Here is a 24,950-nt window from a genome sequence, read left to right on the forward strand (position 1 = left end):
GCCCGGAGCGAATCGGGCCTACCGTGTGATGTGCTCCAGAGCCAGGCGATACCCGTCGAAGCCGAGACCGGCGATCACTCCGGTCGCGACCGCCGAGATCACCGAGTGGTGCCGGAACTCCTCGCGCGTGTGGATGTTGGAGATGTGCACCTCGACCAGCTTGCCGCGCAGCATGGCGCAGGCGTCGCGGACGGCATAGTTGTAGTGGCTCCAGGCGCCCGGGTTGATCACCACGTCGGCGCCCTCGTCGGCGGCCTGGTAGAGCCACTCCAGCATCTGGTGCTCGGCGTTGGTCTGCCGGACCTCGACGGTGATCCCCAAATCGTCGGCGACGGTCTGGCACATCTCGACCAGGTCCTTGTAGGTGGCCGAGCCGTAGATGCCGGGCTCGCGCAGCCCGAGCCGGCCCAGGTTGGGACCGTTCAGCACGTAGATCATCGGGCCACCGCCGCGTACGCCCGCTCCAGCAGGTCCTCGTCCGGCCCGGCCAGGATGCCCGGCTTCGCCAGGCCGTCCAGGACCACGAACCGCAGGGTGGCAGCCCGGGCCTTCTTGTCGACGCGCATCGCGGGCAGCAGGTCCGGCCAGGCCTCTTCCGGGTACGCCGTGGGCAGCCCCAGCGACTCCAGGACGCTGCGGTGCCGGTCGGCGGTCGCGTCGTCCAGGCGCCCGCTCAGCCGGCCCAGCTCGGCGGCGAAGACCAGCCCGACCGAGATCGCGTGCCCGTGCTTCCAGGTGTACTTCTCCCGGCGCTCGATCGCGTGCCCCAGCGTGTGCCCGTAGTTGAGGATCTCCCGCAGCCCGGACTCCTTGAGGTCCACCCCGACCACGTGCGCCTTGACCTTGATCTTGCGCTCGACCAGCTCCCGCAGCACGTCGCTGCGCGGGTCCGCCGCCGCGGCCGGGTCGGCCTCGATCAGGTCCAGGATCCGCGGGTCGGCGATGAAGCCGCCCTTGGCCACCTCGGCCAGGCCGGCCGCGATGTCCTCGGCGGGCAGGGTGTCGAGGGCGTCCAGGTCGCAGAGCACGCCGGCCGGCGGGTGGAACGCGCCGACCAGGTTCTTGCCGGCCGCGATGTTGACCGCGGTCTTGCCGCCGACCGCGGCGTCGACCATGCCGGCCACCGAAGTGGACACCGGAACCCAGCGCACCCCGCGCAACCAGGCCGCCGCGACATAGCCGGCCAGGTCCGTGGTCGCGCCGCCACCGACCCCGACAACCACATCGGTACGCGTGAAGCCCGCGGCCCCCAACTCGTCCCAGCACCGCGCCGCGACGTCGATCGACTTGCCGGCTTCGGCGTCCGGCACCTCGATCGGCACGACCGTCGCGACGCCGGCCGCCTTGGCGACCGCCTCCGCCCGCTCGCGCAGCGTCGGTGGGTGCAGAACCGCCACCCGGGCCGCCCCCTCGATCAGAGCGGGCAGCTCGCCCTCGAGGCCGCGCCCCACGATCACGTCATACGGACGGTCACCCGCCACCGGAATCCGCGTCACCACGGTCGTCACCCTATCCGCGCGGACCGCCCGGCAGATCCCGGCCCACGAGCGTTCCACCACCCGGAACCGAGGGCCGGACCGCGCGAACTTACCGAGATCGGCGCCGATGCCCAATGATGAGTGCGGACGCAGCGACATCCTCCGATCCTCAACGCCGAAGGTGGGAGCATGGCAGCCAGCGAATACGACCTGACCGAGCCGCGGGAGCAGTGGGGCTCCCGGCTCACCCGTACGTGGTGTACGAGAACGGCGGTGGCGCGTTCCTCATCCCGTACTTCATCGCGATCGCCACAGCCGTGGTGCCGTTGCTGATCCTCGAGTACGCGCTCGGCCACAAGTACCGCCATGCGGCACCGTTCGTCTTCCGCCGGGTGCGCCGTAACGCGGAATGGCTCGGCTGGTTCCAGATCGGCATCTCGCTCGCCATCATCACCTACTACATCGTGATCATCGGCTGGGTGCTCGGCTACTTCTACTACTCGTTCGGCACCCGGTGGGGCGACGATCCGGAGGGCTTCTTCCTCGGCTCGTTCCTGGGTGTCGCGGACAGCTTCTGGGCGGTCGGCGGCATCCAGTGGAAGGTCCTGATCTGCGTCGCCATCGCCTGGGCGATGACGTACCTGATCATGCGCCGGGGCGTGCGCCGCGGCATCGAACTGGCGGCGAAGATCATGATGCCGACGCTCATCCTGATGGTCCTGTTCATCGTGATCCGCGGGCTCACCCTGCCGGGCGCGCGTGGGCATGTCGAACTCCGGGTTCGAGTTCCTCGCCGCGCTCGGGGTGTTCTCGGTGCTCGGCTTCCTCGCCACGCAGCAGGGCACCGGCGTGACCGAGGTGGTGACCAGCGGCGTCGGCCTCGCCTTCATCGCGTTCCCGCAGATCATCAACGAGATGCCGGCACTCAACTCACTCTTCGGGGTGGTCTTCTTCGGCTCGCTGCTGTTCGCCGGCGTGACGTCCGCGGTCTCCATCATGGAGTGCGCGGTCGCCGGTGTCCGGGAGAAGTTCCGGATCTCGCGGACCGCTGCGGTCAACTGGATGTGCGGCATCGCCGCCCTGATCAGCATGCTGTACGTGACCCGCGGCGGGTTGTACTACCTGGACGTGGTGGACCGGTTCGTGAACAACTTCGCCCTGATCTTCGCCGGACTGGCCGAGGTGATCCTGATCGCCTGGATCGCGCGGCAGATCGGCCCGCTGCAGGCGCACGTCAACCGCGACTCCTACCTGCGGGTCGGCTGGTGGTGGACAATCTCCCTGACCGTGATCACGCCGGTGCTGTTGTCGATCATCGCGGTGGTCAACGTCTACCGCGAGATCACCACCAGGTACGAGGACTATCCGTTGAGCGGGCTCCTGGTCCTCGGCTGGGGAACCGTCGGGCTCACCCTGGTGCTGGCCTTCGTGTTGCAACGGCTCCGCCGCGACGAGCCGCTACCGGAGAGGATCGGAGACTGACATGAGCACCGGTGCGATCATCATGCTCCTGATCGGAGCTGTCGGGCTGTGGGGAACACTCGCCCTCGCCGTCGCCAACTACGTGCGCAAGTCGGGCCTGGCCACACCGGACGTGGACGAGTCCCGGTGAGACGAGGCCGGCCCTGCGCGACACGCAGGGCCGGCCGCACCGGGCCTACAGGATCAGGCTGAGCACCAGGGCCAGCGTGAAGCCGATGACGCCGAGCAGGGTCTCCATCACGGTCCAGGTCTTCAGCGTGGTCTTCTCGTCCATCCCGAAGAACCGGCTGACGAGCCAGAAACCCGAGTCGTTCACGTGCGAGAGCACGGTCGCGCCGGCGGCGATCGCGATGACGATCAGCGCGTGGTCCGGACCGGAGAGACCGTTGGTGGCCTCCACGACCGGGGCGATCAGGCCGGCGGTGGCGGTCAGGGCGACCGTCGCGGAGCCCTGGGCGACACGCAGCAGCACCGAGATGACGAAGGCGGCCACGATCACCGGCATGCCGGTGTCCTCCAACACACCGGCCAGCGCCTCGCCGATGCCGCTGGCGCGCAGCACGCCACCGAACATGCCGCCGGCGCCGGTGATCAGGATGACCGCGCAGACCGGGCCGAGCGCGCTGTTGACCGTCGACTCCACCTTCTCCGCCGAGGCGCCGCGGCGCCGGCCCAGCACCCACATGGCCACCAGTACGGTGATGAGCAGCGCGACCGGGGTGGATCCGATCACCTTCGCGGCCCCGACCAGCGTGGAGTCCTCGTTCAGCGTGCCCGCCGTCGCCAGCGTGCTGAGGCCGGTGTTCAGGAAGATCAGAACGAGCGGCAGCAGCAGAATGCCGATCACCGTCCCGAAGGACGGCGGGCCGAGCGGCCGGCGGGTAGCCGTCTCGGCCTCCTGGCGGTCGCCGCCGGACGGCGCGGCGATACCCGGAGCGGTGCCCGCGACGGCGGCCCCGCCGGTGCTGGGCTGCTTCTGCGCCTCGTCGACCTCCGCGTCCGGGATGGCGCCGGCCGACGTGGTGCGGGCCGGCTCCGTCCCCGCCTCGTCGCCGGACTCGAAGACGTCACGGACCGGGATGTTGTACCGGCGGCCGGCCCAGGTGCCGAAGAGGTAACCACCGAGGACCCAGGTCGGCAGGCCGATGATCAGGCCGAAGACCAGCGTCAGGCCGATGTCCGCCCCGATCAGTTCGGCAGCGGCGACCGGGCCGGGGTGCGGCGGGACGAAGGCGTGCATGACCGCGAACGCACCCGCCACCGGCAGTCCGTACAGCAGGACCGAGCCACCGAGTCGCCGGGCGACCGTGAACACGATGGGCAGGAAGACCACGAACCCGGCGTCGAAGAAGATCGGGAAGCCGAAGAGCAGCGCCGCCGTGCCCAGTGCCAGCGGGGCACGTTTCTCGCCGAACCGGCGGATCAGGCTGTCCGCGAGCACCTGCGCGCCGCCGCTGAACTCCATCAGCCGGCCCAGCATCGCCCCGAGGCCGACCAGGAGCGCGACGCTGGCCAGCGTGGAGCCGAAACCTGAGGTCAACGTCGAGACGATGTCTTCCAGCGGCACCTGGGTGGCCAACGCGACGATCAGGCTGACCAGGATCAGCGCGACGAACGCGTGCAGCTTGAGCTTGATGATGAGGAATAACAGCAGCAGCACGCCGAGTGCTGCGATCAGTAGGAGCGGCCCGGCCGAATATGCGGGTTCGACGGCCTCCGCGGCGAGTGGTGATGGGCTCACGAAGCCTCCTCGGTCCTCTGTCGAGGGCGGCGCAGCTTCCATGACAGGCACATCGCCGTCCTCGACGCAGGACGGGAGAAGCCGTCGGCTGCCTGGCGGCGCTATACCCCAGGGCCTGTAGCGTCAATCACCCGGTGGTGCGGAGCAACCCGGAAACCTCGGCCGCGATCTCGTCCGGCTCACGGCCGTCGGTGGCGATCGTGTGCGTGGCCACTTCCAGGTAGAGCGGCCGCCGCTGCTCCAGCAGGTATTTCAGCGTCGCCCGCGGGTTGATCGCGAGCAGCGGGCGGCCCGCGCCCAGCCCGACCCGTTTGATCGCGTCGGTCAGCTCGACGGACAGGTAGATCACGGTGTGGTCGGCGAGCAGTTTGCGCGTACCGTCGTCGAGAATCGCGCCGCCGCCCAGAGCCAGGATCCCGCCGAAGTCGCGCAGCGACGAGGCGACCACATCGCGCTCCAGCAGGCGGAAGGCCGCCTCGCCGTCGTCGACGAAGATCTCCGGGATCGGCTTGCCGGCCCGCTGCTCGATGATCGTGTCGGTGTCCGCGAACGGCACGCCCAGGGCCTCGGCCACCGCGGCGCCGATCGTGGTCTTGCCGGCGCCCATCACGCCGACGACGACCGCGACGGGAGCCATCAGCGGATGACCAGCGCGTCGAGGTAGGACGCCAGGTTGCGGCGGATCTCGGCGACCGAGTCACCGCCGAACTTCTCGGTGGCGGCCTCGGCCAGGACCAGCGCGACCATCGCCTCGGCGACCACGGCGCCGGCCGGGACCGCGCAGACGTCGGAGCGCTGGTTGATCGCGGTGGCCGGCTCGCCGGTGACGATGTCGACGGTCTGCAGCGCCCGGTTCAGCGAGGAGATCGGCTTGAGCGCGGCGCGGACCCGCAGCGGCTCGCCGTTGGTGATGCCACCCTCCAGGCCGCCGGCCCGGTCGGTGACCCGCTTGACGCCGTCCGGCGTGGGGACGATCTCGTCGTGCGCCACCGAACCGCGGGAGCGGGCCTGGGTGAAGCCGTCACCGATCTCCACACCCTTGACCGACTGGATCGACATGAGTGCGGTGGCGAGCCGGGCGTCCAGCTTGCGGTCCCACTGCACGTGCGAACCGAGACCGGGCGGCACGTTGTAGGCCAGGACCTCGACGATGCCGCCGAGCGTGTCAGCGTCCTTCTTCGCGGCGTCGACCTCGGCGACCATCCGCTCGCTGGCCTCCGGGTCGAGGCAGCGCAGCGGGTCGGCGTCGATCCGGTCGAAGTCCTCCGGCGTCGGCAGCACGCCCGGCTTCGCGGCGACCGAGCCCAGCTCGATCACGTGCGAGACGATGTCGATGCCGAGCGTCTGCTTGATCAGCTGCTTGGCGACCACGCCGATGGCGACCCGGGCCGCGGTCTCCCGGGCGCTGGCGCGCTCCAGGATCGGGCGGGCGTCGGTGTGCCCGTACTTCTGCATGCCGGCCAGGTCGGCGTGACCGGGACGCGGGCGGGTGAGCGCCTCGTTGCGGGCCTGGGCGGCCAGCACCTCCGGGGCCACCGGGTCGGCGGCCATCACCGTCTCCCACTTGGGCCACTCGCTGTTGCCCACCCGGAGCGCGACTGGGCTGCCCTGCGTCACCCCGTGCCGGATGCCACCGATGATCTCGAGCTCGTCCTGCTCGAACTTCATCCGGGCGCCGCGCCCGTAGCCCAGGCGGCGGCGCACGAGATCGCGCATGATGTCCGCGCTCGTCACCTCCACCCCGGCGGGAACACCCTCCAGCAGCGCGACGAGCGCCGGTCCGTGCGATTCACCTGCGGTAAGCCAGCGCAACACGGGTGACAGTCTGGCACGGCGCGCACACCGGGCGGCATGCGGTCGGCCTCATCCCGCCTTCCGGACACCTGCCAGCCGCTCGCTGATCACCATGGTGCCGGGCGCGACCCGGCCGCCCGGCCCGGGCCGCACCACCACGTCGTCGGCCCGCAGCGGTTCCCCGCACGCCGAGCAGTCCACCCGCGGCGTGCAGGGCTGCCCGCAGTCGCGGTGCCGCAGCAACAGGGGCGGCCCGCCCTCCGGGGTGGCCCACCGGTCGCCCCAGGCGGTGAGCGCCAGCAGCACCGGGACCAGCTCCTGGCCGGCCTCGGTGAGCAGGTAGCGGTCCCGCGCCGGGCGCTCCTGGTAGCGCTCGCGCCGCACCACCCCGCCGGCGACCAGCGACTCGAGCCGGGCGGTCAGCAGGTTGCGGGAGATGCCGAGATCGCGGACGAGGTCGTCGAACCGGTCCACGCCGAGGTAGAGGTCGCGCAGCACGAGCGGTGACCACCAGTCGCCGATCACCTCGAGGGTCTGGGCGAGGGAGCACTGCATGCCGGAGAAGCTGGTCTGCCGCATCCACCCATCCTAGAGAGTTGCTTTATTGAACTCACTCGGGAAGTCTCGGGGCATGACGCTCACATATGCGGCAGTCGATCAATGGCGGGCGGCCGGCGAGGCACGCGACGCGGCGGCAGCGGTGGCGGCCCTGACCGAGGACGTCCGGCTCATCTCGCCGATCACCGAGCAGTTCGAGTTCCGCGGCCGGGCCCAGCTGGGGCAACTGCTCGAGGTGGCGCTCGGCGCCATCGACTCGATCACCTACACCGACCAGGTCGCGCAGGGCACGACGGTCGCGCTCTTCTACGAGGGCACCATCGGGGGTACGCGCATTCACGAGGCACAGCGCCTGCGCCTGACCCCCGACGGGCTGATCAGCGAGATCACGCTCTACGTCCGGCCGCTGCCCGCGCTCACCAGACTGATGAGCCGGCTCGGCCCGGAGCTCGCCCGCCGCAACGGGCAGCCCGGCCTGGCCCGGGTCATCCCGCTGACCGCCGGCATGCTGCACTCGATGGCCGACACCGGCGAGCGCCGCTTCATGCCCCGCGCCGCACCACGCTGACCCCGCCGCCTCGTGCCCGCGCCGCGTTGACCCGGCCGCCGCTGGGTCAGCGTGCTCGGACGGCCTCGTCCAGGGCGGCCCGCATGGCCTCCTCGGGCGCCGGCGTGATCCCGGTGAACTGCTCGAACTGGCTCAGCGCCTGGGCCAGCAGCAGATCCAGCCCGGAGAGGACCGGCACGTCCTGCGCGATGGCGGTGGCGGCCAGCGGCGTCGGCCACGGGCTGTAGAGGGCGTCGAAGAAGACGCTGCCGGGCCGCCATTTCACCTGGTCGGCGAGGTCGTCGGCGGCGCCTTTCGGCACCGTGGAGACGACCGCGTCGACCTCGAAGGCACCGAGCGCGTCGGTCCAGGGCATGCTCTCCAGCGCGACGCCGAGCGCGACCGCGACCGGCTCCAGCTCGGCACGGGCCTCGGGGCGGCGGGTGACCACGGTGACCGTCTCGGCGCCCAGCTCGGCAGCGGCGGCCAGGGCGGCCCGCGCGGTGCCACCGCCACCGAGCACGGTGATCCGCGGGGGCGCCTCCTTGACCGCGTGCCGGCCACGGCTCAGGCCGATCCCGGCCTCCCGCAGCACGCGGACCATGCCACCGATGTCGGTGTTGTCGGCGTGCCAGGCACCGTCGGGTTGGCGTACCAGAGTGTTCGCCACACCGGCCGCGATCGCCACCGGCGTCGCGACGTCGGCGAGCCGCAGCGCGGCTTCCTTGAGCGGCATGGTGAGCGACAGGCCGGCCCACTCCGGGCCCAGGCCGGCCACCACGTCGGGCAGCTCGGACTCGGCGCACTCGATCGCCTCGTACGTCCAGCCGGTGAGCCCGCTCGCGGCGAACCCGGCATTGTGGATCACCGGGGAGAGCGAGTGGGCTATCGGCTTACCGCACACCGCAGCCTTGCGGCCACTGGACGGGGTCTCGTCTTGGCTCTGCACGCGCCCACTCTACGGGGCGCGCGCAGCCGGCCCGCCGTCACAGTACGCCGTTCGCCTTCGCCTTCTCGATGTTCTTGAGGTGCTCGTTGTAGTCCTTGGTGAAGGCCGAGTGACCCTGCTTGTCGATCGCCACGAAGAACACCCAGTCGCCCTTCGGCGGATCCAGCGCGCCCTTGAGCGCGGCCTCGCCCGGGTTGTTGATCGGGGTGGGCGGAAGACCGTCCTTGCCGTGCAGCCGGTACGGGTTCTTCGGGTCCCGCAGCTCAGCGGCGGTCATCTTGCTCGACGGCTTCGTCGCCTTGCCGGTGAGCTGGTAGTAGTAGTTGATCCCGACGTCGAACTCCAGGCACTTGCAGTGGAAGTCCTCGCCGTAGAGCCGGTTGTACGCGACCCGGGCCACCTTGCCGAGGTCGTCGGCGTTACCCGCCTCGGCCTGCGACAGCGACGCCACCGTCAGCACCTCGTACGGACTGATCTTGCGGTCGCTCTGCGCCTTCTCCGCGAACTCGATCCCCTGCGTGACGGTGAGGAAGTGCTCGACCATCAGCTTGAGGTGGTCCGCCGCGGTCCCCTTCGGATCGAACTCGTAGGTGTCCGGGAAGAGGAAGCCCTCGATCGACTTGGTGACCTTCTGACCGTCACCGCGGTTGAACCACCAGTCCGGTACGCCGAGCGCCTCCGGATCCTTGGCCGCCGCCTTGAAGTCGGCCACCGGCAGCCCGGTCGCCTTCGCCAGGATGTCGTACACCTGGTTGGCGGTCTTGCCCTCGGGGATCGTCGCGCCCTTGCTGACCCGTGCCTTCGGGTCGAGCAGCAGGGTCACCGCGTCCTTGGCCGTCATCTGCTTGCGCAGGTTGTACGTCCCGGACTGGATGTTCTTGCTGCGTGGCTCTTCCTCGGCCGCCTCGGTGAAGGCCTTCGTGCTCTTCACGACGTCGGTCTTGACCAGCTCGTTGCCGATCTCGGTCAGCGACGCGTTCTTCGCCACGGTGACCTGGACCGCCTCGGTGCCGGGACCGTCGTAGTCGGCGGCGACGAAGAAGCCACGGACCTTGGTGTAGCCGAAGTAGACCCCGCCGCCCAGGACGGCCAGCATCACGAAGGTCAGCGCGAACGCGACCGCCGAGCGGCCACCGCCCTTCTTCGCCCGGTGGCGTCGCACGTTGCCGCGCTCGGCGTCCTCGTCGAACGCCACGTCCAGCTCGTCGATCATGTCGTCTGCCTCCGCTGCCCGTCCAGCCGGCTCCGCAGGATCTTCATCGCGGTCACCGCACCGACGGCCGCCGTCGTCACTCCACCCCTACAGGCAGTGACCACCGGCCGCCGCCCTCCCCGTTCGCCGAGCCGAGACCCGGCACTGACGCGCACCATACCCACATCAATGGCCCGTCGCCCACCCCTGGCACCGTGTGATCATTCACCGGTGACTCTGTGTCGCTGCGCATTCTGCTCAACGCATCCGGGATACGTACGAAACGCGTCAGCAGATCGGAATGCCGTTCTTGCACGCTTCCTGAATGTTCCGCTCATGGTCGGCATAGGTCTCGCCGTACGCCATGGCGCCCTTCTGATCAACCGTGACGAAGAAGTAGAACTTGCTCTTCGGCGGGCTCATCGCGCCCTTGAGCGCCACTTCGCCAGGATTGCTGATCGGACCGATCGTCATCCCTTTGGCGTTGTAACGATATGGATTGTCCGGATCGTGCATTTCCGTGGTGAGCAGTTTTTCGGAGGACTTCGCCTCCTTGCCGTTGATCCGCAGCCAGTAGTTGACCGTACTGTCCAACTGCAGGCACCCGCAGGGGAAATTGCCGGTATAGGCGCGGTTGTAGAGCACCCGCGCCACCGGTGCCATGTCCTTGGCCAGCAGCGCCTCGACCTGCGCGATCGAGGCCGCCACCAGGGCTTCGTACGGCGAGATGTTGAGTTCGGCGGTGACCGTCGCGGCGAACTTGAGCTCGGCCATCTCGGCGTTGAAGTTCTTGACGATCACTTTGAGCACATCGGTCGCGGTGGCATCCCTGGCGAACTCGTACGTCGCCGGGTACAGGAAGCCCTCGATGTTCGCCTTGTCGACCTTCTTGCCGTCGGTGCGCTTGAACCAGAGCGCCGGCACGCCGAGCTTCTGCGGGTCCTTGCCGGCCTTCTTGAACTCGGCGACCGGAATGCCGGTCGCCTCGGCGAGCCGGTCGTAGGCCTGGAGGTGGGTGATGCCCTCGGGGAGCGTGACCTTGCTGATGTTGCGGTTCTTCAGATCCAGCAGCATGAGCAGCGCATCGGCGGCCTTCATCTGCTTACGCAGGATGTACGATCCGACTTGAATATTCTTACTGTCGGAATTGTCCTCAGCGGCGTCGACGAAGGCAGCGGCGCTCTTCACCACGCCGGCCTGCACCAGGGAGCCGGCGATATCGGTCGCGGTGTCACCGTCCTTGACCTCGACGACGACCTCACCGTCACCCGGACCGGCGTAATCCGCCGCGGAGAAGAGCTTGGTCCCGCCGTACCAGAGGCCGCCGCCGAGCACCCCGACGATCGCCAGCACCGTCAGGACCGCGACGATTCCCCGCGCGGGCCCCTCGGGCCGGCGATGTCGCCATCGGGCGCGGTCCACGCCCTCGAACGCGAAACCAACCTCGTCGCTCAACTACTCCCGCCTTCGCCGCGCATTCAGCCAGCCCTGCAGGATCTCGACGGCGGCTGCCTGGTCGACGACGGCACGTTGGCGCTTTCCCCGCACGCCACGTTCGGACAACCGGCGGGTGGCGACCACGGTGGACATGCGCTCGTCGGAGAGCACGACCGGCAGCGGCGCGAGCACCTCGGTGAGGCGCTGCACGTACGCCCGGATGTGGCCGGCCGCCACCCCCTCGCGCCCGCTGAGATCCACCGGAAGCCCGACCACGATCTCGACCGCCTCGAACTCGGCGGCCAGCCGGGCCAGCTCGGCCATGTCCTTCGGGGTGCCGTCCGGACCGGTCTCCCGATCGCGTGGCACGGTCGCCACCGGACTGGCCAGAATGCCGTCCGGGTCGCATTTCGCGACCCCGACCCGCACCTGTCCCACGTCCACACCGAGGCGCACCCCTCGAGTGAATGGCTCCGTCACGCCACGCGCCTCCTACCCACTTCAAGATCCGACGCGAAGAGTAGTCGAATCGGACTCACGAATCATCACTGCCTGCTCAAATACATCGAGCCCGCTACTCAACGTAGCGGGCCCGATGCGTAGCTCAACCGTCAGGCGGCGTCCCCGACCGCCTGCTCGACCGCGGCCAGCAGACGCGGCGCCTCGGCCGCCGGCACGCCGCCGCCCTGCGCCAGGTCGGCGTTGCCACCGCCCCGGCCGGACAGCGCGCCCTTGACCAGGTCCGCCGCGGACAGGCCCCGGCTCTTCGCCGCGGCGTTGAGCGCCACGATCAGCGACGCCTTGCCGTTGGCACGGGAGACCACCGCGACCACCGCCGGGCGGGCCGGGTCGATCTTGCCGCGGATCTCCTGCGCGAGCGTACGCACGTCGTTGCCCGCCGCGCCCTCCGGCGCCTCGGTCCCCACGTACGCCACCCCGCGCAGATCCTTCGCCTGATCCGCGAGCGCGCCCGCGCCGCCGAGCACCATCTGCGCCCGCAGCTTCTCCAGCTCCTTCTCCGCGTCGCGCAGCGCCGTCACGGTCTGCTCGACCCGGTCGGCGACCTGGTCGCCGGGCACCCGGAACAGCTCGGCGAGCCGGGACACCAGCAGGTGCTCCTTCGCCAGGAAGCCGAACGCGTCCAGACCCACCAGCGCCTCGACCCGGCGGACGCCGGAACCGATCGACGCCTCGTTGAGGATCTTCACCAGGCCGAGCTGACCCGAGCGGGCCACGTGGGTACCACCGCAGAGCTCACGCGCGTAGTCGCCGACCTCGACGACCCGGACCTCGTCGCCGTACTTCTCGCCGAACAGCGCCATCGCGCCCAGCCGGCGCGCCTCGTCCTGCGAGGTGATGAACGCGTGCACCTCGAGGTCACGCAGCAGCACCTCGTTGATCTGCTGCTCGACGTCGAACAGCACCGACGGGTTGACCGCGCCCGGCGTGTGGAAGTCGAACCGCAGCCGGCCCGGCGCATTCAGCGAACCCGCCTGGGTCGCCGACTCGCCGAGGAAGTTACGCATCGTCTGATGCACCAGGTGGGTCGCGGTGTGCGAACGGGAGATCGCCTTGCGCCGGTCGATGTCGATCTCCGCGAAGCCGGTCTCGCCGGTCCGCACCTCACCGCGGACGACCCGCGCCTTGTGCACGATCAGACCCGGGATCGGCTGCTGCACGTCGACGACCTCGACCCGGCCGCCGCCCACGTTGATCAGACCGGTGTCGGACTGCTGGCCACCACCCTCGGCGTAGAACGGGGTGGTGTCGAGCACCAGCTCGACGAAGTCACCCTCGCCCGCCACCTCGACGCTCCCGGCGGAGCCGATCAGCGCCCGGACCCGCGACTCGCGCGAGACTTCCTGATAGCCGGTGAACTCGACCGGTCCGCCCGCGTCCAGCGCGCTGCGATAGGCGCTCAGGTCCGCGTGACCCGTCTTGCGCGCCGCCGCGTCCGCCTTCGCCCGGGCCCGCTGGTCCGCCATCAGCCGGCGGAAACCGTCCTGGTCGACCTGCAGGCCCTGCTCCTGCGCGATCTCCAGGGTCAGGTCGATCGGGAACCCGTAGGTGTCGTGCAGCTGGAACGCCTTGTCACCGGCGAGCTGCTTGCCACCGGACGACTTGGTCTCGCTGATCGCGGTGTCCAGGATCGTGGTGCCCGCGCGCAGCGTGGACAGGAACGCGTCCTCCTCCGCGTACGCGTACGTGGAGATCCGGCCGAACTCCTTCTCCAGCTCGGGGTAGGACGGCGACATGCAGTCGCGCGCGATCGGCAGCAGGATCGGCAGCGCCGGCTCCTGCCAGCCGAGCAGGCGGATCGCCCGGATCGCGCGGCGCATGATCCGGCGCAGCACGTAACCCCGGCCCTCATTCGAAGGCACCACGCCGTCGCCGATCAGCATCAGGGCGGTCCGCACGTGGTCGGCGATCACCCGCAGGCGTACGTCGTCCGGGTGCGACTGGTTCGCCGCATGCCCGGAGTGCACGCCGTACTGCTTGCCGGTCATCTCCGCGGCCCGGGCCAGGATCGGCCGGACCTCGTCGATCTCGTACAGATTGTCGACGCCCTGCAGGATCGACGCGATCCGCTCCAGACCCATGCCGGTGTCGATGTTCTGCTTCGGCAGGTCACCGACGATCCGGAACTCCTCCTTGGACTTCACGTCGGTGATCTCGTGCTGCATGAAGACCAGGTTCCAGAACTCCAGGTACCGGTCCTCGTCGACCTCCGGACCGCCCTGCTGCCCGTACTCCGGGCCGCGGTCGTAGTAGAGCTCCGAACACGGGCCCGCCGGGCCGGGGATGCCCATCGACCAGAAGTTGTCCTTCTTGCCGCGGCGCACGATCCGCTCGGCCGGCAGCCCGGTCTGCTTCCAGATCTCGATGGCCTCGTCGTCGTCCAGATAGACGGTCGCCCAGATCTTCTCCGGGTCCAGCCCGAAACCACCCTGCTCGACCGGCTTCGTCGACAACTCCCACGCCAGCGGGATCGCACCCGCCTTGAAGTAGTCGCCGAACGAGAAGTTGCCGTTCATCTGGAAGAACGTGCCGTGCCGGCTGGTCTTGCCGACCTCGTCGATGTCCGGCGTACGGATGCACTTCTGCACACTCGCCGCCCGCTGGTACGGCGGGGCCTGCTGGCCCAGGAAGAACGGCACGAACTGCACCATGCCGGCGTTGATGAACAGCAGGTTCGGGTCGTCGATGGCCGGCAGCGGGGCACTCGGGACCACCGTGTGCCCGTTCGCCTCGAAATGCGCCAGGAAGCGCCGCTTGACTTCCGCCGTCTTCATCGAATTCCCTCCTGCGAGCCGGGCCCCGCATCCTCACGGAGATCGGCGAACTTGTCCTCGTACAGCTCCCCCGCGGCGAACGCCTCGTGGATCTGCTGCTCCCGCTCGGCCATGCCGTCGCGGACGTCATCAACGAAGCTACGCAGCGATTCGACGAGCCCGCCAGCGGATTCCGACAGCGAGGTCGCTATCCCCGTCGGGGTGAACTCGTTGGCCTTCTGGTTGAGCTTGCGGACGACGATGGCGCCGACGGCCAGGCCGACACCGAGCCAGAGCAGGCGTTTCATGACGGATCTCCCCTTGCGGCTCAGCGACCGGCCTTGCGGCGCTGCTTGAGAGCGGTACGGACCTCACGCTCGTCCTCGGCGTGGCGGCGGGCGGCGGCGGCCTTGCGCAGGCCGTACCCGAACGAGGCGACCTTGACCAGCGGGTTCGCCGCGGCGGCCGAGACGACGGTGACCAGGTTCGCGACGTTGGCCGTGATGTTCTGGGCGTGCTCGGTCATCGTGTCGACCTTGGCGAGCTGCACGTTCACGCCGTCCAAAGAGACCTGAACCTGGCCCAGAGCGGTGTTCACGTTCTCGATCGTGACGTTCGCGTTGCTGAGCAACGGGCCGGTGCGGTCCACCGTGTCGTTGATCGCCCGGGTGGCGGCGTCCACGGTGCGCCCCAGCTTCAGGATCGGCACGGCGAGCACGAGCACGAGCATCAGGAAGGCGCCCGCCGCGATCAGACCTGCGATTTCTCCGGCGTCCATGTAGCGCGTCTCCTCTTCGGGTGGTCACGGGTTCGGCGGGACAACTAGCAGACCCTACCGTCCGTGACCACCACGCGCGTCACGACGCCTGGGGTGTCGGCCCCAAGAGGGGCGAGTCCGGCGCCAACGTGGGGTCAGGAGTGACCCCGAGCGGCCCGGGCGCCTGGTCCGTCTTACCCCGCTGGTCGGAGATCGTGTTCTGCACCTTGATGTTCACGGTCGAGCCGACGCACTCCTTCACCGCACCCGCGGTGGCCTCCTCGGTGCCGGCCGGCGGAATCGCATCAGCGGTGACCGCACAGCCCGGCAGACCCACCGAGAGATCCAGAGTGAACTCGTCACGCCGCCAACAGCTGTAGGCGCTCTCCTCCGGGTTGACCGGCGTGTCCGGGCACTCGGCGACCTTCCACTGCGTCCAGCCGGCCTTGGTCAGCGCGGCGCTGTAGGCAGCCGACGTCTCCTTGAACGGCTGATCCGACTCGGCGATCCGCTCCCGGAACCGGCAGTCCAGGAAACACCAGAGGCTGCCGTACCCCTGATCCTCCACCTTCGTGGCGGCCCAGGACGGCACCTCGAGATCATCCAGCGACGAGAAGACGGGGTCGCTGGTCATCGCCCGGATCCCGAAGAACGCCGGGAACACCAGCAGCACCAGCGCGGCCAGCGACATCAGCGTGATCTGCCGCAACTGCCGCTCGGTACGCATCCGCTGCCGCAGTTCGGCGCCGGCACCGCGCAGCCCGCGGTCATCAACCCCTCGGGGTACGCCCGGAGCACCGCCCTCGCCCAACTCGGCGCCCGGCTCGTCACTCCCCAGCCCCCCGGCCGGCAAAACCGGAGCCACCCGCCCAGCACCGATCGCCCGCGACGGCCCGCCTTCCGGAACCGAAGCCCGCCCCGGCGCGGCGGCCGCACCGATCACCCCGGAGGTCAGCCCATCCGAAACCACCGCCGCGCGCCCAGCCCCGGACCCATCAACGGCCGCCCGCCCAGCACCCGGCCCATCAACCGACGCCCGCCCAGCACCCGGCCCATCAACCACCGCACGTCCAGCGCCCGGCCCTTGACCGGGGCCGTCGATCGAGGCACGGCCGCCGCTCCTGCCCTGCCCTGGCCCGCCGTCGGGGCTCGCAGCCGCACGTCCGGCGGGGCCTGCTCCCATGCCCTGCCCGGGCCCGCCGTCGGGGCCTGCAGCCGCACGTCCGGCGGGGCCTGCTCCCATGCCCTGCACCGGCCCACCGTCGGGACCAGCCGTCACACGCCCGGCGCCACGACCACGAACCGGGCCGCTGTCGGGCCCGCCCTGCGGCCCCATACCCGGCATCGGCCCATCCGGACCAGGCGCCGCAGCACCGGCCCGCACCGCCCCGGTCGCCGAACGCCCCACACCACGATCCCGACCAGCGCCAAGGCCGCCGTCCGGACCATCCTGCGGACCCATGCCGGGCATCGGTCCGTTCGGACCAGGCACCGCAGCGCCGGCCCTCACCGGGCCGGAGGCCGCACGTCCGGGCCCATCCGGGCCCATCGTCTCCGGTCCCGGCCGGCCGCGACCCGGACCAGCTTGACCCGGAACCGCCGCGCCTCCACGAATCACCGATGACGGGCCTTCGCCCGGGCCGTCCATGGCGCGTCCCGGCGCACCGGATACCGGGCGCCCCGAACCAGCCTGGCCGCGACCCGCCTGTCCGCGACCAGCCTGCCCGCGACCAGCCTGCCCACGATCAGCCTGCCCGCGACCGGCCTGCCCACGATCAGCCTGCCCGCGACCTGGTCCAGCGCCGCCCATCGTCTGGTCAGCATCCGGACCGGCCCCGGCCCGTCCCGGCACTGCGGCACCCGCACGGGCCACGCCTGCCTCGCGCCGCTGGCCCGCCTCGCCACCACCGCGCGGCGGTTGCCCGAAGCCGTCCGGCCGGCCTTCGCCCTGCGGTCCGGCATCCGCGAACGGCTCCGCAGGCTGGCCTTCCGGCCGAACCGGCCGCCGACCCGGGCCTGGCTGTCCGGGCACCGCAACGCCACGTTCCTGGCCGGCCTGCGGCGGAACACCGGCGCCACGCGGCACCCGGCCGGTACCGGGCCGCTGGATCACACCGGAAGTGCTGTCAGCCATCGCCCCGGCACGCCCAGGCACTGCAGGAGTACGCGCGCCCTGTCGACCCGGAACCACCGGCGGAACAACCGCAGCCGCAGCCCGAACCGGCCGCCCGTCACCGGGCCCGATCCGTCGCGGTCCAGGAACACCGGCCGGCCCGCCCTGCTGATCCGGCCCGCCCTGGGCCCCACCGGCCTCCGGCACATCGGTCTCAGCCGCCCGCCGCCGGCCCCGAGGCTCCCCACCAGGCCGAACGACCCCATGCGCCCCGCTGTCCGTCCCGGCCCGGTCCAGCCCGTGGGCGCCCGTCTCGCTGCCAGGACGGTTACGCCCATGAGCGCCCGTATCCCCGCCAAGACGATCACGTGCGTGGGCGCCGGTGTCCCCGTCCGGCCGGAAGCCGTGGGCACCCGTGTCCGAGTCGGGCCGGAAGCCATGAGCGCCGGTATCGGCGTCAGGGCGGAAGCCATGAGCGCCGCTGCCGGAATCGGGGCGGAAGCCGTGGGCGCCGGTGTCGGGTTCGGGGCGGAAGCCGCGCGTTCCCGTGTCGGCGCGTGCGTCGTCCGGGGTGCCGTGACGCCCGGTGCGCTCACCCGGAACCGGCCGGGCGGCATGCCCGGGCTGGTGTCCGGGAGCGCCGTCGGGCGCCGCATGTCCGGCGCGGCCGTGCCGGCCGGTCGTCTCGCCGACGGGGTCGTTCTGCTCGGCCCGGGCCCGGCGGCCACGGGAGCGGCCGGCACGGTCGTCGGCAGCAACCGGCGGGACACCCGGGATCGCCCCGGACCGCTGCGCGGCGTCCATCCCGGCAGAACCCTGCGGAATCAGATCGAAGCCGCTCGGAATGGCCCCGGACTGGTGTGCCTGCTCGTACCCGCCCGGAATCGGACCGGACTGGTGGACCGGATCCGGCCCGGACCGGCCGGGAGACGTGGGCGCGGCAGGCCCGGCCTGATCCACCGGGCGGAACCGATCCCGAGCCGGCCCAGCCGGCGACATCGGCCGCACGCCCGGCGAAGTCGGCCGCACGCTGGGCGCGGCACCACGCGAAGCAGGAGGCGGGCCACCCTGGGAAGCGGGGGGCACCGCGCCACGGGAAGCGGGAGGCACGGCACCACGAGAAGCAGGGGGCACGGCACCACGAGAAGCGGGAGGCACGGCGCCACCGGATGCCGGGGGCGCCGGACGCGCTCCCGGGATCTCAGGCGCGTTCCCCGAAAGCGGAACTGGCCCGCCACCGGCAGGCGGCATCCCGGGCGGAGTCTGTCCCCCGAATCCCGGCCCACCACCGTCAGCATCGAGCTGTCGCCGTCCGTGACCCGTCTCAGCGGGAGCGGCCGCGCGAGCAGACGGCGGAGGCGGCCCACCCCGGCGCGCACCCGGCGGAATCTGCCCGCCCGGCTGGCCGGAAACCGGAGCCGCAGCGCTCCTGGGCATCGGCCCCGCAGGCTGACCGGGAACCGGACCCGCCGCACCACGCGGCATCGGCCCTGCTGGCTGACCGGAAACAGGCCCTGCCGCACCACGCGGCACCGGCCCTGCTGGCTGACCGGAAACAGGCCCTGCCGCACCACGCGGCACCGGCCCCGCAGGCTGACCGGAAACAGGACCGGCAGCGCCCCTGGACATCGGTCCCGCAGGCTGGCCCGGCCCGGCAGCGCCGCGCGGCATCTGCCCGGGCGGCACCTGTCCCGGCTGGCCCGGTCCAAGGTCCGAAGCGCCGCGCGGCATCTGCGCGCCCGGCTGGCCGGGAATCGCAGCGCCACCACGCGGCATCTGGCCGCCCGGCTGACCGGGCCCGAGAGCACCGCCACCACGCGGCATCTGCCCGGCCGGCGGCTGTCCGGGAACCTGCCCCGGCATCGGACCGGACCGCTGCCCCGCACCGGCCTGCTGCTCCGGCGGGATCGGCCCGGCGTCGGCCGGCCGGCGCCCAGGCGGAGCCGAGCCAGGCGTGACCGGAACCGACCGCTGCCCCGGACCGAACCGTCCAGGTCCTGCCTGCCCCGGCGAGACCGGAACCGAAGGCCCGCCCTGAGCCGGCGGCTGACCAGGATGAACCGGCGGCCCCAGCAAACCAGGCCCAGCCGAACCAGGCCCAGCCGAACCAGGCCCGCCCGGACCAGCCGAACCAGGCCCGCCCGGACCAGCCGAACCAGGTCCACCCGGACCAGCCGAACCAGGTCCACCCGGACCAGCACCAGGCCGACCAGCACCATGACCAGGACCAGGCTGCCCAACACCAGGACCAGCCCCAGGAATCACCCCGGACCGACTCCCCGGCGAAACCGGCGCCGACCCAGGACCACGCCCAGCCGGACCCTGCCGAACAGGACCAGAACCAAGGCCAGGGCCGGCACCAGGACCAGGCCCGGCACCAGGACCGGGGCGAGTGTCAGGACCGGGGCGAGCGTCAGGACCAGCCGGCTGCCCCGGCGGGCTCTGCCAAGCCCCGGTCGCGTGCTCCCCCGACCCGTCCTGCCAACCCGGCATCCCGCCGAAAGCATCATCGTCCGGATTGTCGTCCGGACCAGGCGCCCTACGCCCCGACTTGCTGGTCCGCGCCTCACCCGGGGCCGCGCCGGGCCCGATCGCCGACCGCTCTTCCTTAGCCGTACGAAGGTCGTCCAGCCACCCGGTCTCCTCGCGCGGGATCTCCTCGGGGACGGCCGGCTGCTCGGGCCGGCCACGGCCGAAGCGACGACCCTTCTTGCCGGTGTCGTCGGGCCGATCGGCACCCCGCGCTGTCACGGCTGTTCCTCCCCGGCGCTCGCGCCGCTGTCGTCTGTCCGTTTCTCGTCACCCTCGACCACGGCCGGGGTAACACCGTCCGTCACGGCTCCGGGACCATCAGTGATCAGTTCCGAAGCGGAGCCCGTCGAAGACTGTGACGCATCCTCGGCCCGAGCACCACCCGCCGCGTGGTCCGGCGTACCCGCCGAAGCGGTAACCGACCTGGTCACGCCTGGAGTTACGGGTCCGAGGCCACGGACGATCCGGCGCAGGCGCGGCACGCGCTCACCGACGGCCCGCTCAGCACCGTGATCGGTCGGCCGATAGTAGTCCGTTCCGACCAGATCGTCCGGGACGTACTGCTGGCGGACCACACCCCGCGGATCGTCGTGCGGGTAGCGGTAGCCGCGACCGTGACCCAGGCCACGTGAGCCCGAATAGTGGGCGTCGCGCAGATGCGGCGGGACCGGACCGCCGCGCCCGGCCCGCACGTCCGCCATCGCGGCGCCGAGGGCGGTGGTCACGCTGTTCGACTTGGGGGCGGTGGCCATGTGCACCACGGCCTGGGCCAGGTTGAGCTGCGCCTCGGGCATACCGATCAACTGGACGGCCTCGGCCGCGGCGGCCGCCACCAGCAGCGCCTGCGGGTCGGCCATGCCGACGTCCTCGCTCGCGAAGATCACGATGCGCCGGGCGATGAACCGCGGGTCCTCGCCGGCGACCAGCATCCGGGCCAGGTAGTGCAGCGCCGCGTCCGGGTCGCTGCCGCGCATGCTCTTGATGAACGCGCTGGTCACGTCGTAGTGCGCGTCGCCGTCCCGGTCGTAGCGGACGGCTGCCACGTCGACCGCGCGCTCCGCGGTGGCGAGGTCGATCTCCTTGGCGCCCTGCGCGAGGGCGGTACCGGCGGCCGCCTCCAGCGCGGTGAGGGCTTTGCGGACGTCGCCTGACGCCAGGCGTACCAAATGATCTTCTGCTTGGTCGGAAAGCGTGACCGCGCCGCCCAGGCCGCGCTGATCGGTGATCGCGCGCCGGATCAGGCCGCGGACGTCGTCGGCGTCGAGTGCCTGGAGGGTGAGCAGCACGCAGCGGGAGAGCAGGGGTGAGATGACCGAGAAGTAAGGGTTCTCGGTGGTCGCCGCGAGCAGCGTGACGGTCCGGTCCTCGACCGCGGCGAGCAGGGAGTCCTGCTGGGTCTTGCTGAAGCGGTGCACCTCGTCGATGAACAGGACGGTGGGCGGCCCGCCGTAGCGGCGCTCGCGGCGCGCGGTGTCGATCACCGCCCGCACGTCCTTGACACCCGCGGTGAGCGCGGACATCGCGACGAACTTGCGGTCGGTGGCGTGCGCGACCAGGTGCGCGATCGTGGTCTTCCCGGTGCCCGGCGGGCCCCAGAGGATGACCGACATCGGACTCGACCCGGTGACCAGCTGGCGCAGCGGCGCGCCCGGGGCGAGCAGATGCTCCTGACCGACCAGCTCGTCGATGCTCGCGGGACGCATCCGGACGGGCAGCGGGGCGTCGGCGGCGGGCGCGGCGAAACCGGCGGCTTCAGCGCTGGTCGATGCCGGGGACCGCACGTCCGGCGGCGCGAGTGAGAAGAGCCCGTCCGTGTCCATCGCAATCGACAGTACCGGCCGATCGGGGATGATCCGAAACGCGCTTGGAAGCGCTCCCGCCTGCCCTCACGCAGAGGACAGGCGGGTCACACAGAGGGTCAGCCGCGGCCGGGGCGACGGCCGTAGAACCGGCGGCCGGAGCTGCCGCTGCCGGCGCGCGGGCCGCTGCCGACACCGGCCAGGTACAGCGAGAGGAGCAGCAGGCCGAGCGAAGCCATGGTCGGGAAGTTGAACAGGTCAGGGGCACCGAATTGGGTGTCCAGCAGGTCGGCCAGAAGCCAGATACCGAAAACGACAGCTGCGGCGATGGCAAGCATCGGTTCCTCCGGGGGGATCAGAGAGCCAGTGACCCGCTGATACCCGATTGGGAGTGCTCCCGAAACTCCACTTTCGGCTTTACCAGATAGAGGGGCGCCGCTGCGCCCAGCACGATTGCGCCGGTCACGATCGCGGCCGGGGTTCCGGCCTGTGCCGCCACGAAGGTCAGCACGATCGCGCCGACGGCGAAGCCCGGCTGGCCGACCATGGAGTTCAGCGACAGCAGACTGGCCCGGTACTCACCCTCGGCCTGCCGGTGCAGCAGCCCGGCGTGCACCGGGTTGGCCGCGCCATGCACCGCGTAGCAGAGCAGGAACGCGCCGATCACCCCCACCGGCCCGGCGAGCAGGCCCATCCCGGCAATCGTCAGGGCCTGCACGATCTTCAGCGTGAAACCGGTCCAGCCCGGCCCGAGCCGCCGGGCCAGCAGCGGCACCAGCGCCGCGCCGGCCGCCGAGGCCGCCCACGCCACCGAGTTCACCGGGCCGAGCAGCGCGCCGGCCGCATCAGAATCGGACATCACCTCGCTGAGCCGGACCGGCATCAGCTTCTCGAACGTCACCATGCCGAAGCTCCAGAACAGCTCCACCATGATCAGGGCGAACACCACGCGCGACCGGCGTACCAGGCTCAGCGCACCGCCGATCGCCGCCGGCACGCCCTTCACCGATGCGGCAAGAGCCACAAGTCCGCGAGCCGGGCGCTCCTCACGCATCAGCAGCGCCACCGCCACGGTCGCGATCAGGCTCAGGACCAGGGCAACCATCACGGGTACGGTCAAAGCGCTCACCGGTCCGACCGGTCCGAGCCAGACCAGTCCCCCGCTGACCAGGGCGGCTCCCGCGATGGACAGTCCGAGCACGACCCCGCTGCGGCTCAGGCCACCTTCGATGTCGGCCTTGGGGTCGGCGGCCAGGGCGTGATCGACGTACCAGGCCTCCAACGGCCCCGAGTCCAGCGCCCGGTAGACGCCCTGCAGCAGGTAGACCACAGCGAACAGCCCCACCGAGTCAGCGACCGTCCAGATCCCGAGCGAAACCAGGTTGACCACGCCCGCGATCAGCAGCACCGGCCGCCGGCCGACCGCGTCGGAGAGCCCACCGGTGGGCAGCTCAAGAAACAGCACGGTGATGCCTTGAATGGCGGCCACCGCACCGACCTGCGCGATGGTGAGCCCCCGCTCCAGCGGAAGCAGCATCATCACCGGAATCATCAGGCCGACCGGGAACCAGCGCAGACCCAGCAGCAACAGATACCGGAATCGTGCCTGCTCGACGGTCATCGGTCACCCTCCCCTTGCTCGCCCCTCGCTCTTCCTCGGCCGCCGCCCTCGCCGCTTCCGCCGCTTTCTGTTCCGCCGCTTCCGCTTGCGCCGCTTTGGCTTCCGCCGCTGCTGCCGCCTCCGCTGCCGCGCTCGCCGCCTTCGCGGCCCTTGCTTCGGCCCTCGCCGCCTTCGCGGCCTGGGCTACGCTCGCCGCCCTTGCCGCCTTCGCGGCCGCTGCCACCTTCGCGGCTCTTGCCGCCTTCGCCGCTTGGCGCGGGCAGTGCGGCCAGGTAGAGCGCCAACTGGCGGGCACCCGGTCGCGGGTCGGCCTGCGCAGCCCGGACGTGCCGCTCGACCACCGTCTCGATCTCCTCCAGCACTGCCTGGACCTGCTCGGCATCCATCTCCAGCAGGTAGTCGGAGATCCCGCCGGTGTCCCGCCACTCGGCCGGCTCCTCAGGCAGCCGGCGCCGCCACCGCTCGGCCAGCTCCACGAACCGGTTGACCTGGAAAGCCTCCAGCCACTCGGCAGCCGCGGTGGCATCCGGATCGTCCAGGTAGTAGCTGCGCCGCCAGCTAGACATCTCATGCGCGGCACGCCACCAGCGCTGCCGCCCACTGCCAGGTCGTTCCTCCTCGACAACCAGCCCGGCCTCGGCGAGTTGCCGCAGGTGGTAGCTGGTCGCGCCGGTATTGGTACCGAGCACATCGGCGAGCCCGGTCGCCGTCGCCGGCCCCTCCGAACGCAACCGGCCCAGCAATCGAACGCGCAGCGGATGGGCCAGCACCTGAATCTGCCGACCGGTCAGGTGCACCGCATTGATTTCCTCCGCCATGCATCCACAATATCTATGCACACTTCCTTTGCATAGACCTTGTGCAAGAGCGCGAGCACCAATAGCTCGTGAACGACGCGCGCGGCTCCGTGGTGATCTCGCACGGCTGGCTCTCAGGGCTGTTTCAACGGCCGCCAGGCAACCCTCAGCGCCAGCCAACCTCGCACGGCTGGCTCTCACGGCTGTTCCAACGGCCGCCAGGCAGCCCTCGGCGCCAGCCGGGGGTGCGAGCCGGCATCGGGGCGTGCTTAAGCCCGGCGCCGGCGCTGCGGCCCGGTGTTGCAGGTGGTCGCCCCGGGAGAGCGGGGACGGCGTGGATTTCGGGGAGCGGCCGGGCGCGTACCCCTCAATCTGCCAGTTTGAAAAGCAGGACTGTTTCCCATTTGTGCATGTCGGGCTGCTCGGCCGGGTTGGTCATCAGCATCTCGAGCCGGCAGCCCCACACCTCGCCCGTGGGGGTTTGGGTGACGTCCCAGCTCAGGCCGTGGTCCTGGGCCCAGTCCAGCAGCCGGGCGGTGACGCCCATCAGCTCATCGGGATGACCGATATGGGTCACCGTGGCGTAGCGGCCGGCGGGCAGCACGTCGATGAAGTCGGGCGCTTCGACGTCGACCGGGCCGGCGATCGGGATGCCGGCCTCGACCACCATTTCGGCGGCCATGTCGATGACCTTGTAGCGGAAGAACGGCGCGCCGGCCAGCGGCACGCCGCGTTCGGCCAGGCCGGCGAACATGGTGGGCAGGTGGTCGGCGACGCGGGCGAACTCGGTCATGGTGATCGTTTCGCGGCGACCGAGGTACGTCTGTTCGGCACGCTGGACGACGGTGGGCTCCACCACGCCAGTCTCACAGGAACGGTGG

General features: G+C 70.9%; 23 protein-coding genes and 2 pseudogenes. 4 read left to right on the plus strand and 21 right to left on the minus strand.

All coding sequences use genetic code 11. The features are described 5' to 3' along the window. Window positions 1–18 precede the first annotated feature (18 nt). Window positions 19–438, minus strand: a complete 420-nt coding sequence (gene aroQ, locus OHA21_RS28650) for a type II 3-dehydroquinate dehydratase (protein WP_328460012.1) — start codon at window positions 436–438, stop codon at window positions 19–21. Then, window positions 435–1,508 carry a 3-dehydroquinate synthase gene (gene aroB / locus OHA21_RS28655; RefSeq protein ID WP_328478585.1) on the minus strand — a complete coding sequence of 358 codons (1,074 nt, stop codon included), beginning with the start codon at window positions 1,506–1,508 and terminating at the stop codon, window positions 435–437. The genes aroQ and aroB overlap by 4 nt, the downstream gene beginning before the upstream one ends. A 107-nt stretch (window positions 1,509–1,615) precedes the next feature. Between aroB and OHA21_RS52815 the strand changes: the two are divergent. From OHA21_RS52815 to OHA21_RS28670, 3 genes and pseudogenes are all read left to right on the plus strand, one after another. Next, window positions 1,616–2,177: pseudogene (locus OHA21_RS52815) on the plus strand (hypothetical protein); the annotation flags it as partial. 66 nt (window positions 2,178–2,243) lie between these two features. Further along, window positions 2,244–2,960: a hypothetical protein gene (locus OHA21_RS28665; protein WP_328478587.1), complete on the plus strand. Its 717-nt coding sequence runs from the start codon at window positions 2,244–2,246 to the stop codon at window positions 2,958–2,960. A gap of 1 nt (window position 2,961) precedes the next feature. Further along, window positions 2,962–3,090, plus strand: a complete 129-nt coding sequence (locus OHA21_RS28670) for a MetS family NSS transporter small subunit (protein ID WP_328460016.1) — start codon at window positions 2,962–2,964, stop codon at window positions 3,088–3,090. Window positions 3,091–3,135: 45 nt separating this feature from the next. Here OHA21_RS28670 and OHA21_RS28675 read toward each other — a convergent pair whose 3' ends face one another. The 4 genes from OHA21_RS28675 to OHA21_RS28690 all read right to left on the minus strand — a co-directional run bounded on the left by OHA21_RS28675 (window position 3,136) and on the right by OHA21_RS28690 (window position 7,074). Further along, complete coding sequence (locus OHA21_RS28675) at window positions 3,136–4,701, minus strand: GntP family permease (protein WP_328460018.1); 1,566 nt, start codon at window positions 4,699–4,701, stop codon at window positions 3,136–3,138. A gap of 127 nt (window positions 4,702–4,828) precedes the next feature. Beyond that, window positions 4,829–5,338, minus strand: coding sequence for a shikimate kinase (locus tag OHA21_RS28680; RefSeq protein ID WP_328460020.1), 510 nt, complete (start codon window positions 5,336–5,338; stop codon window positions 4,829–4,831). Continuing rightward, window positions 5,338–6,516, minus strand: a complete 1,179-nt coding sequence (aroC, locus tag OHA21_RS28685) for a chorismate synthase (protein WP_328460022.1) — start codon at window positions 6,514–6,516, stop codon at window positions 5,338–5,340. The genes OHA21_RS28680 and aroC overlap by 1 nt, the downstream gene beginning before the upstream one ends. A gap of 48 nt (window positions 6,517–6,564) precedes the next feature. After that, the gene (locus OHA21_RS28690; protein WP_328460024.1) at window positions 6,565–7,074 is read right to left on the minus strand and encodes a winged helix-turn-helix transcriptional regulator; all 510 of its coding nucleotides are present in this window, start codon (window positions 7,072–7,074) and stop codon (window positions 6,565–6,567) included. A gap of 52 nt (window positions 7,075–7,126) precedes the next feature. Here OHA21_RS28690 and OHA21_RS28695 point away from each other — a divergent pair, with 52 nt between their 5' ends. Then, a complete protein-coding gene (locus tag OHA21_RS28695) occupies window positions 7,127–7,621 on the plus strand; it encodes a nuclear transport factor 2 family protein (protein WP_328460026.1) in 495 nt (164 codons plus the stop codon). 46 nt (window positions 7,622–7,667) lie between these two features. Here OHA21_RS28695 and OHA21_RS28700 read toward each other — a convergent pair whose 3' ends face one another. From OHA21_RS28700 to OHA21_RS28770, 15 genes and pseudogenes are all read right to left on the minus strand, one after another. Further along, window positions 7,668–8,549 (minus strand): shikimate dehydrogenase, encoded by an 882-nt coding sequence (locus tag OHA21_RS28700; protein ID WP_328460028.1) that lies wholly within the window; start codon window positions 8,547–8,549, stop codon window positions 7,668–7,670. Between the two features lie 37 nt (window positions 8,550–8,586). Beyond that, window positions 8,587–9,762 (minus strand): endolytic transglycosylase MltG, encoded by a 1,176-nt coding sequence (gene mltG, locus OHA21_RS28705; protein ID WP_328460030.1) that lies wholly within the window; start codon window positions 9,760–9,762, stop codon window positions 8,587–8,589. A 267-nt stretch (window positions 9,763–10,029) separates the two neighbouring features. Then, window positions 10,030–11,196, minus strand: coding sequence for an endolytic transglycosylase MltG (gene mltG, locus OHA21_RS28710; RefSeq protein ID WP_328460032.1), 1,167 nt, complete (start codon window positions 11,194–11,196; stop codon window positions 10,030–10,032). Further along, the gene (gene ruvX / locus OHA21_RS28715; RefSeq protein ID WP_328460034.1) at window positions 11,197–11,658 is read right to left on the minus strand and encodes a Holliday junction resolvase RuvX; all 462 of its coding nucleotides are present in this window, start codon (window positions 11,656–11,658) and stop codon (window positions 11,197–11,199) included. Between the two features lie 131 nt (window positions 11,659–11,789). Continuing rightward, window positions 11,790–14,471 (minus strand): alanine--tRNA ligase, encoded by a 2,682-nt coding sequence (gene alaS / locus OHA21_RS28720; RefSeq protein WP_328460036.1) that lies wholly within the window; start codon window positions 14,469–14,471, stop codon window positions 11,790–11,792. After that, window positions 14,468–14,758 carry a hypothetical protein gene (locus OHA21_RS28725; protein ID WP_328460038.1) on the minus strand — a complete coding sequence of 97 codons (291 nt, stop codon included), beginning with the start codon at window positions 14,756–14,758 and terminating at the stop codon, window positions 14,468–14,470. The genes alaS and OHA21_RS28725 overlap by 4 nt, the downstream gene beginning before the upstream one ends. 20 nt (window positions 14,759–14,778) lie before the next feature. Then, window positions 14,779–15,228 carry a DUF948 domain-containing protein gene (locus tag OHA21_RS28730; protein ID WP_328460040.1) on the minus strand — a complete coding sequence of 150 codons (450 nt, stop codon included), beginning with the start codon at window positions 15,226–15,228 and terminating at the stop codon, window positions 14,779–14,781. A gap of 79 nt (window positions 15,229–15,307) precedes the next feature. Then, a complete protein-coding gene (locus OHA21_RS28735; RefSeq protein ID WP_328460042.1) occupies window positions 15,308–16,072 on the minus strand; it encodes a hypothetical protein in 765 nt (254 codons plus the stop codon). Window positions 16,073–16,158: 86 nt separating this feature from the next. Further along, on the minus strand, window positions 16,159–16,317 hold the full coding sequence (locus OHA21_RS28740) for a hypothetical protein (protein WP_328460044.1): 159 nt from the start codon (window positions 16,315–16,317) through the stop codon (window positions 16,159–16,161). Window positions 16,318–16,821: 504 nt separating this feature from the next. Beyond that, window positions 16,822–17,286 carry a hypothetical protein gene (locus tag OHA21_RS28745; RefSeq protein ID WP_328460046.1) on the minus strand — a complete coding sequence of 155 codons (465 nt, stop codon included), beginning with the start codon at window positions 17,284–17,286 and terminating at the stop codon, window positions 16,822–16,824. A gap of 2,781 nt (window positions 17,287–20,067) precedes the next feature. Beyond that, window positions 20,068–21,672, minus strand: a complete 1,605-nt coding sequence (locus OHA21_RS28750; protein WP_328460048.1) for a replication-associated recombination protein A — start codon at window positions 21,670–21,672, stop codon at window positions 20,068–20,070. 98 nt (window positions 21,673–21,770) lie between these two features. Continuing rightward, the gene (locus OHA21_RS28755) at window positions 21,771–21,989 is read right to left on the minus strand and encodes a hypothetical protein (RefSeq protein WP_328460050.1); all 219 of its coding nucleotides are present in this window, start codon (window positions 21,987–21,989) and stop codon (window positions 21,771–21,773) included. 17 nt (window positions 21,990–22,006) lie between these two features. After that, the gene (locus OHA21_RS28760) at window positions 22,007–23,272 is read right to left on the minus strand and encodes an MFS transporter (RefSeq protein ID WP_328460052.1); all 1,266 of its coding nucleotides are present in this window, start codon (window positions 23,270–23,272) and stop codon (window positions 22,007–22,009) included. A gap of 242 nt (window positions 23,273–23,514) precedes the next feature. Next, window positions 23,515–24,090, minus strand: a pseudogene (locus OHA21_RS28765) (helix-turn-helix domain-containing protein); the annotation flags it as partial. Between the two features lie 346 nt (window positions 24,091–24,436). Continuing rightward, complete coding sequence (locus OHA21_RS28770) at window positions 24,437–24,925, minus strand: GyrI-like domain-containing protein (protein ID WP_328460054.1); 489 nt, start codon at window positions 24,923–24,925, stop codon at window positions 24,437–24,439. Window positions 24,926–24,950 lie beyond the last annotated feature (25 nt).

Origin of the sequence: Actinoplanes sp. NBC_00393 (genome assembly GCF_036053395.1) — a bacterium.
Classification (GTDB): domain Bacteria; phylum Actinomycetota; class Actinomycetes; order Mycobacteriales; family Micromonosporaceae; genus Actinoplanes.